This is a genomic window from Azospirillum isscasi (assembly GCF_030849505.1).
Classification (GTDB): domain Bacteria; phylum Pseudomonadota; class Alphaproteobacteria; order Azospirillales; family Azospirillaceae; genus Azospirillum; species Azospirillum isscasi.
This window is the reverse complement of the sequence record NZ_JAUJFI010000052.1, coordinates 25,963-34,063: the sequence shown is the minus strand read 5'-3', so window position 1 is coordinate 34,063 and position 8,101 is coordinate 25,963. Positions and strand designations below refer to the sequence as shown.

The window sequence follows — 8,101 nt, the reverse complement described above, 5'->3', positions numbered from 1 at the left end:
GCAGGGCGGCGGCGGCCGTCCAGGTCCCGGCCAGCGCCGCCGCCGAATTCAGCAGGTTGTAGGCGGCGGACACCGCGGCGGCGCGGCGGGTCTCGACCCACCCCATGAGCAGGATCAGCGGCGCCAGGAAGATGCCGCCGCCCGTGCCGGTCATCCCGGACAGGAAACCGACCGCGGCCCCGGCGGCGAGCGCCGGCAGGAAGGGGGGCTTGACCGGGTCCGTTCCCTCGGGCATCCCGCGCGCGGCCCAGGTGGAGCGCGCCAGCTCCAGGGCCGCCAGCAGGAGGATGGCGCCGACCAGCGGGTAATAGAGATGCGGCGGCAGATGCAGCGTTCCGCCGAGGAACGAGAAGGGCATGCCCAGGACGCCGAACGGGTAGAAGGCGCGCCAGTCGAACAGCCCCGCGCGCGCGAAGCGGGCGGTGCCTATGGCCGCCACCAGGAGGTTCAGGGCGAGCGCCGCCGGCTTCATCGTCGCCGGGTCCAGCCCGGCGATGCCCATGACGGCCAGATAGCCCGAGGCGCCCGCCTGACCGACCGCGGCGTACAGCGTGGCGATGGCCAGGATGATGACCGTCAGACCGACCGTCTCGTCGAACACCCGCGTTTCCTTATCCAAGCCTCGCCGGTCGCTTCCGGCGGGACATGAGCCCTCGCATCGGGCCCCCGTGGGGTGTGGCGGTTATCCGCCGTTTCCGAGGATCACCGTGTCCAGGTAATCGGCGAGCAGGGCGCCGTCCCCCAGCCCCAGGAGAACCTTCGACGAGACGTTGCCGTTGTCCGTCCGCAGGCCGGGAACCGCCGCGTGGCGGGCCAGGAAGCGGTCCAGCGCGGCGTTCCAGGCCGGATCGGCGTTGCGGCAGAAGATCTTGGACAGCGAGAAGTGCGGGACCTTGCGGAAGGGGCTGGCGAGGCGCGCCCCCTGGAACGTGGCCGGCGGGTTCCCGAAGGCGCGGTACCGCAGTTCGAGCGCCTTGCGGAAGCTCTGGAAGGTCGTGCCGCCGCTTTCCATGCCGATGGTGACGACCGGGATGCCCAGCAGCGCCACCGAGTCGGCGATCAGGCGGGCGTTCTCCTCCTGGTCGCGCCGGATGGCGTCGCCGATGGCGGAACCGCCGCGCATCGCCTCGGTCAGGCCCACCGTGCGCGGCGTGTGGAAGGAGCTTTTGTTCAGCACCATCACCTTGGTGCGGAAGGACCGGGCGCCGAAAACCCCGTCGAAGAAGCTGTGGGCCATGGCCCCGGCGCGTCCCTTGACGCACAGATACACGGAATGCTCGAACTCCCGGCGCCCCGGATTGTCGCCGACCAGGATCAGCTCCGGCAGCGGCCCGCCGGGGGTGGCGTAGGCGGCGAGGTCGTTGTTCTCCACGAACAGCGGCGACTCCGCCCCGCGCAGGCGGCGGACCCTCTCCCCATGCTCGGCCACCCGGGTCCGGAACAGGGAATCCGCATCGGGCGGCGCGCCCGCGGGCAGGGTGTCGCCGAGGATGACGGACAGGCGCCGCGCCTCGAAAACGTCGTCCATTGCCGCGCTGCCGTTCGACGGACCTGCCATATCCCATCACCCCTTCTGCGAAACCGGCGCCCATCTAATGGGCTGGCGTGCATGTTGTCGAGAGGCGTCGATCGGGCTATAGAGGGCGCTTGGTACGCGACCGGAACCGCCGCGTTTGCGGCTCCGCCAGGAGGTTCGGAAAGAATGAAGCTGTCAGACGTCGATATTCGCCGACACTTGGCCGAAGGACGCATCGAGATCGACCCGTTGCCGGCGGAGAGCCACATCGGCGCCATGTCGGTCGATCTCCAGCTCGGCAGCGCCTTCCAGGTCTTCCCGCCGGGAAAGGCGGCCTTCGTCGACCTCGCCCCGCCCGAGGGCCATCCCAGCCAGGTTCCCGACAAGCTGATGGACCGGGTGGAGGTCCCCGTCGGGGAGCCGTTCTTCCTGCATCCGGGCGAGCTGGTGCTGGGGATCACCGTGCAGCGGATCGGGCTGCCGAACGACATCGCCGGCCGGTTGGACGGGCGCAGCAGCCTCGCGCGGCTGGGCCTGATGGTGCACGCCACCGCCCACACCATCGATCCGGGCTGGAACGGCCGCATCACTCTGGAATTCTTCAATTGCGGACGGCTGCCGCTGGCGCTGCGCCCGGGCATGCGGATCTGCGCGCTGAGCTTCGAGACGCTGATGTCGCCGACCTCCAAGCCCTACGCCGCGCGCCCCGACGCCAAGTACCGTGACCAGCTCGACCCGCTGCCGAGCCGGATCAACCTCGAGCAGTCCTGACGAGGGGAGCGGATATGCCCCTCGCCTTCGAGGCGCTTTACTTTCCGGAGCGGCTGACGGTCGTCAACCCGGCCGGCGACGTCGGGATCACCACGCTGTGGACCCCCACGGACACGGCGGTGGATTTCCTGCGGCGCCTCGGGGTCGATCTCGATCCGGCGACCTCCCGCGTGGCGGTCGTCGCGAACCTGTACGGCGACGGCCTGCCGCAGATGATCCGCAACCTGTTGTGGAATCCGCAGATCCGGCACCTGCTGGTCTTCGGCCAGGACATGAGCGGTTCGGCGGCGGAGATCGAAAGCCTGCTGACCAACGGCGTCGAGCCGGCGGAGCGGATGGGGCAGCAGCGCTACCGCATCGTCGGCACCGAACGGTACCTCGACACCCTGTTCGATCCCGCCCTGCTGGTCGGCCATTGCAGCGTCGCCCGATTCGGCAAGCCGTCGCTGGCCGAGACTAAGGACGGCATCACCGCCTTCTTCGCCGCGCTGCCGCCGGTGCAGCCGCCGCTGCGCGACCGCGTTGAAGCGCCGCTGCCGAGCTTCAAGCCGAACTATTTCCCGTCCGAGCCGCGCGCCCATGTGGTCGTCCGCCGGGGGCCGCTCGACGCCTGGGAGGAGATCGTCTTCCGCATCATGCGGTTCGGCATCCCGAGCGTCGCGTCGGGCACGAAGAAGCGGCTGGAACTCCAGAACCTCAAGGTCGTGGTGACCGAGCCGGTTCCCGACGCCGACGAGCACCTGCGCCCCTACGGCTTCTCGCTGGCGGAGTTCTCCGCCTACCAGCGGAACCTGCTGGACGGCGAGTTGCCGGAAACGCTGGCCTACAGCTACGGCAACCGGCTGCGCGGCTATTGGCGGGACGGCGCCGGCACCGTCATCGACACGCTGACGGTGGCGGCGGAAAAGCTGCGCGCCGACCCCACCAGCCGCGGCGCCTACGTCACGCTGTGGGACCCGTCCTTCGACATGGTGGCGCCGGAGACCCAGAGCACGCCCTGCCTGGTCACCCTGTTCTTCCGCGTGTTCCAGGACCGGCTGACCCTGTCCGCCACCTTCCGGGCGCACAACACCATGAGCGCCTGGCTGAAGAACCTCTATGGCCTGATGGCCGTCCAGAGGCTGGTCGGTGAGCTTGCGGGGAACATCCCCCTTGGCCCTATCACTGTGATCAGCCATTCCATTTCGATCGATCCCGGTTCGACCGAGCGCTTCGATCTGGCCCAGCAGATCCGGGACGCCAAGAAGGACGACCGCGAACTGGACCGCGCCACCGGCAAGCGCGAGCTGCGCGAGGACCCCAACGGCTACTTCACCTTCACCATCGACGACGAGGCGGCGGACATCGTGGCCGACCTGAAGTCGGGCGGGGAAACCCTGGCCCGCTACCGCGGGCGGACGGCGGAGGACATCGAGGGCCAGATCGCCCGCGACGGCGCGATCTCCGAGCTGTCGCACGCCCTCTATGTCGGCCGCCAACTGGCGATCCACGAGGCACGCCTGAAGGCGAAGGCCAAGCCGGGGTCCGCATCGTGACCGCGCCGGCCCCCGTGATCCTTCTCGACATCGGCGCCAGCCTCATCGAAGGGCCGCCGAAAGCCCCGGCGCGCTTCGTCGCCGCCGCCCTGGGTCTCGACGAGGCCCAGCGCAAGCGGCTCGACCGTTGCCTGCTCACCACGGCGATCGAATCGCCGGCGGACCTCGCCGAATTGCTGGTCGGGGAGTTCCAGGCCGGGCGTCCCGAGGCGGAACGGGCGGCGGCGGACGTCTGGGAGACGCAGGTGACCGGGCCTTCGGTGATCGAGGGCGCCGGGGCGCTGCTGTCCGCGCTGCGCGATCGCGGGCTCCGCTATGGCTTCGTGTCCAACATCTGGCACCCCTACGCCGCGAGCTTCAAGCGCCTGTTCGGTCCGCTCGCCCACAGCGGCCTGACCGTGCTGTCCTACCGCGTCGGCGTTGCCAAGCCGGACCCGGCGATCTACCGGCACGCACTGGCCGCCGCCGGCTGCCCGCCGGAGAATTGCACGATGATCGGCGATTCCTACGACAACGACATGGCCCCGGCGCTCGCGCTGGGCATGAAGACGGTGTGGCTGATGCACCGGCCCGACAAGGAACGGACCTATCGGCACGGCGTCGAAAGCGGGGAACTGCCCCGTCCGGATCTGATCGTCCCCTCCATCGCCGCGTTGACCGTTGACGACGCGGGTGTCTCTTCCGCCTCTCTGACCGTCCGGTGACCTCATGCGACTGTTGCGTTGGGAGACGCTGTCCACCGAAGAAACCCTGGCCCGTTTCAAGAAGACGCGGCTGAAGGGCTTCGATCGGCCTTTTGTTTACGAGAACGCCACGCTGGAACTGGCCCCGTCGGTGGACCCGGAGACGCTGGCGCCGACGCAGCGCTATGTGCTGAAGAGCGATCTCGACAACGTGCTGACGCTCGAACAGCTGTTCCGTCCCCATGGCATCGACGTCTTCGCCCTGACCGGCGCGGTGCTGTTCTGGATCGAGCGCGACGGCGAGGAGGAGGGGCCGATCCCGCTGACCCCGCCGATCGTCGAGGAGTCGGTGGAGCCGGACGGGCGCGCCGTGTGGATCATCAACGACGGCATGCACCGGATCGCCGCCGCCCGCAAGCGCGGGCGCGCGATCAACGTGATCCGCGCCAGGGGCGTTCCGCGGGATTACCCGTACTACGCCTTTCCGATGGCCGAGGGCTGGAGCGGCATGGCCGAGCTGGACGAGCTGCCGGACGGCTTCCAGAAGAAGGCTTACCGGGTTCCCGAGAACTACAAGGCCCTGTTCCGCGACTTCAACGAGGTCTTCCCCGGCGTTCAGAAGCAGCGGAAGAAGACCAACCCGGCGTCGCTGACGGCCTGACCTCCGCTTTCCGGACCGGGGCGGACACAGGATCCGCCCCGGCGCCCCGCCTCACGCCGGGGGCGGTGCGGTGCGGCGGAAGCTGTCGAGGTCGGAGGCCGAGGCGAACCACGCCGCCAGAGCCGGGCGCCCGATCCGCCAGTCCTCGTGCCCGAACCGCAAATCCAGGTAGCCGAGCGCCACCAGGATGGACAGCGTGCCGATGGTCAGCGTCCCGTCCAGGTCGGTGGCCTCCGCCTCCAGCACGTCCAGCGCGCGGGCGACGGCGCGGCGCTGCCGCTCGGCCCAGGATTCGGACCGCTCGCCGTCGGGCCGCTGCAATTCCAGGCGGCGCAGGATGGCCGCGTCGCAGATGCCGTCGGCCAGGGCCTGCTGGCGCAGCGCCGTCCAGCGCGCCGGGCCGGAAGCCGGGAACAGGCGCTGGCCGTCGTGCAGCGTGTCCAGATATTCCGCGATCACCGGGCTGTCGTAGAGCGCCGAACCGTCCTCCAGGACCAGGGCCGGCACCTTGCCCAGCGGGTTGTCTGCCGGCAGGTCGGTGTCCGGCGCCCAGGCGTTGGTCTGCTGCCTCTCGACCGCCGAATCCAGCCCGCATTCGATGATGACCATCGCGACCTTGCGGACGTAGGGCGAGGTCGGGCTCCAGCGCAGCTTCATGAAAAACTCTCCTCCCGTTCGGTGGGCACCAGAGTAATCCGGCGGCGCCCGTTCTTAAAAGCGGTCCTTGCGGCCGCGGATCTCGGCGAACACCGCCACCGGGTCGGCGCCGGCCATGCCGAGGGCGGCCTGAACCTCCGGCAGGTCGGCGCGCAGGAAGGGGTTGGTGGCCTTCTCGGTGCCGATGGAGGAGGGGATGGTCGGCTCTCCCCGCTCGCGCAGGGCGGCGATCGCCGCCGCGCGGGCCTTCAGGGCGGCGTTGTCCGGTTCCACCGTCACGGCGAAGCGGGCGTTGGACAGGGTGTATTCGTGGCCGCAATAGACCCGCGTGTCGTCGGGCAGGCCGCGCAGCTTCACCAGCGAGGACCACATCTGGGCGGGCGTGCCCTCGAACAGCCGTCCGCAGCCGAGCGCGAACAGCGTGTCGCCGCAGAACACGGCCTTGGCCTCCGGAAACCAGAAGGCGATGTGGCCGGAGGTGTGGCCGGGGATGAAAAGCACGCGGGCGGTGAGCGATCCGAACGAAATGGTCTCGCCTTCGTCCAGGCACGTCTCCATATCGGGTATGCGGGCCGCGTCGGCGCGTGCGCCGATCACGTCGGCGCCATAGCGCGCCTTCAGCGCGTGGTTGCCGCCGATGTGGTCGTTGTGATGGTGGGTGTTGAAAATGTGCGTCAGCGTCCAGTTGCGCCGGTCCAGTTCCGCCAGCACCGGCTGCGCGTCGCCGGGGTCCACGACCCCCACGGCGCCGCTGGCCGGGTCGCGCAGCAGGTAGATGTAATTGTCGGCGAAAGCCGGAACGAGGTGGATCTCCATGGCCTGGGGCTCCTCCCAAGTGAATGGCCCAAGTGAATGGCCCAAGTGAATGGCCGTTGAACCGAATCGTGATAGCCTCGGATGACCATGTACACCGATATCGTCGATCTCCGTGAATTCTACGAGTCCGGGCTGGGGCAGGCGGCGCGGCGGATGATCCGCCGGCGCATCCGCACCATCTGGCCCGACCTGCGCGGGCAGATCGTGCTGGGGGTCGGCTACACGACGCCGTACCTGCAGCCCTTCCGCGAGGAGGCGGAGCGGGTGTTTTCCATCATGCCGGCGACCCAGGGCGTGACCTTCTGGCCGCCGGGCGGTCCGGGTCTGGTGGCGCTGGGCGACGAGGCGGACCTGCCGCTGGCCGACATGTCGGTGGACCGCGTGCTGCTGGTCCACGGGCTGGAGGGGACGGAGCAGCTCCGCCCGATGATGCGGGAGATCTGGCGCGTGCTGGCCGGCGGCGGGCGGGTTCTGGTGGTCGTGCCGAACCGCCGCGGCCTGTGGGCGCGGGCCGACTGGACGCCCTTCGGGCACGGCTTCCCCTATTCGGCCTCGCAACTGAAGCAGGTGCTGCGCGACACCATGTTCGTGCCGGAGCGCACCGGCCACGCCCTGTTCCTGCCGCCGCTGCGCTCGCGCTTCCTGTTGAAGACCGCGCCGGCCTGGGAGGAGGTGGGCGGGCGCTGGTTCAAGGCTTTCGCCGGGGTCACGATGATCGAGGCGTCCAAGCAGATCTTCGCCGGGGTGCCGCGCAAGACCCAGCAGCCGACCAAACGCCGCCTGATCGTCCCGCTTCCCGGCGGGGCCGCCCCGGCGCGCCGTCCCGCGGGGTCCGGCGCGTGGCGCGTGTCGGAGGAGCCGTGAGGAGGAGCCCGGTCCGCTATTGCGGCTGGCCCGTCACCGTCTTCACACCCTCGCCATAGGTGAATTCCGGAGCCCGCGCGAGTTCGGAGGCCGGGATGTCGAGCGTCGGCGGCGTGGAACCGTCGGCACCCCGCGCCGCGCCCGCGATGTCGGTGCGCAGCATGCTGACCGGCAGGGACCGCAGCGTTCCGTCCGCACCGCCGTCCGCCGCCGGGGCCAGCACGATCCGCTCGACCGAGGCGGCGCTGCCGTCCAGAGTGAAGTCCTTGATGGAGCCGCCCGGCTGTCCGTCGCGGGTCCGCACCTCCTTGCCGATCAGGGTCCGGGCCTCCTCCGGGGTCAGCAGGTGGGGGATCGCGGCGACGGAGGGGGCGGCGCGCCGCATCTCGTCCGAGGGGGCGGCGCCGCCAAGCCCTTCCGGCGACGCCGCGGGCGGGGTGGTCGGCGTGTCGTCGGGGCGCGGCGCCGTCATCAGCGGAGCCTGCTGCGAGGTCTGGGCCACTGCGGCCAAGGGGGCGGCGGCCAGGATGGACGCGGCCAGGATGGAACGGGCGACGAGGCGCATGGTGCGAAACTCCCGCTGGACCGGTGTCGAAAA

Annotated in this window: 10 protein-coding genes; 5 read left to right on the top strand and 5 right to left on the bottom strand. The window is 70.1% G+C overall.

Going from position 1 to position 8,101, the window contains the following annotated elements:
- Nucleotides 1-601, bottom strand: a 601-nt coding sequence (locus tag QSG27_RS12825) for a sulfite exporter TauE/SafE family protein (RefSeq protein ID WP_306706695.1), incomplete at its 3' end; no start/stop codon positions are given.
- A gap of 81 nt (nucleotides 602-682) precedes the next feature.
- Nucleotides 683-1,558 carry a hypothetical protein gene (locus QSG27_RS12820; protein ID WP_306706693.1) on the bottom strand — a complete coding sequence of 292 codons (876 nt, stop codon included), beginning with the start codon at nucleotides 1,556-1,558 and terminating at the stop codon, nucleotides 683-685.
- Between the two features lie 144 nt (nucleotides 1,559-1,702).
- Between QSG27_RS12820 and dcd the strand changes: the two genes are divergently transcribed.
- From dcd to QSG27_RS12800, 4 genes are read left to right on the top strand one after another with little or no spacing between them, the layout of a single operon-like run.
- On the top strand, nucleotides 1,703-2,287 hold the full coding sequence (dcd, locus tag QSG27_RS12815) for a dCTP deaminase (protein ID WP_306706691.1): 585 nt from the start codon (nucleotides 1,703-1,705) through the stop codon (nucleotides 2,285-2,287).
- A 14-nt stretch (nucleotides 2,288-2,301) separates the two neighbouring features.
- Entirely contained in the window at nucleotides 2,302-3,822 is a 1,521-nt protein-coding gene (locus tag QSG27_RS12810; RefSeq protein ID WP_306706689.1) for a thymidylate synthase, read from the top strand.
- Nucleotides 3,819-4,526: an HAD family hydrolase gene (locus QSG27_RS12805; protein WP_306706687.1), complete on the top strand. Its 708-nt coding sequence runs from the start codon at nucleotides 3,819-3,821 to the stop codon at nucleotides 4,524-4,526. The genes QSG27_RS12810 and QSG27_RS12805 overlap by 4 nt, the downstream gene beginning before the upstream one ends.
- Before the next feature lie 4 nt (nucleotides 4,527-4,530).
- Complete coding sequence (locus tag QSG27_RS12800; RefSeq protein WP_306706685.1) at nucleotides 4,531-5,166, top strand: hypothetical protein; 636 nt, start codon at nucleotides 4,531-4,533, stop codon at nucleotides 5,164-5,166.
- 51 nt (nucleotides 5,167-5,217) lie between these two features.
- On the opposite strand, the gene QSG27_RS12795 is transcribed toward QSG27_RS12800, so the two are convergent.
- Together QSG27_RS12795 and gloB are read right to left on the bottom strand one after the other, a co-directional pair.
- Nucleotides 5,218-5,823, bottom strand: coding sequence for a glutathione S-transferase N-terminal domain-containing protein (locus QSG27_RS12795; protein WP_306706683.1), 606 nt, complete (start codon nucleotides 5,821-5,823; stop codon nucleotides 5,218-5,220).
- Between the two features lie 54 nt (nucleotides 5,824-5,877).
- Entirely contained in the window at nucleotides 5,878-6,639 is a 762-nt protein-coding gene (gene gloB / locus QSG27_RS12790; protein ID WP_306706681.1) for a hydroxyacylglutathione hydrolase, read from the bottom strand.
- A gap of 87 nt (nucleotides 6,640-6,726) precedes the next feature.
- Here gloB and QSG27_RS12785 point away from each other — a divergent pair, with 87 nt between their 5' ends.
- Complete coding sequence (locus QSG27_RS12785) at nucleotides 6,727-7,503, top strand: class I SAM-dependent methyltransferase (protein WP_306706697.1); 777 nt, start codon at nucleotides 6,727-6,729, stop codon at nucleotides 7,501-7,503.
- A gap of 16 nt (nucleotides 7,504-7,519) precedes the next feature.
- On the opposite strand, the gene QSG27_RS12780 is transcribed toward QSG27_RS12785, so the two are convergent.
- Nucleotides 7,520-8,068 (bottom strand): PRC-barrel domain-containing protein, encoded by a 549-nt coding sequence (locus QSG27_RS12780; protein WP_306706679.1) that lies wholly within the window; start codon nucleotides 8,066-8,068, stop codon nucleotides 7,520-7,522.
- Nucleotides 8,069-8,101 lie beyond the last annotated feature (33 nt).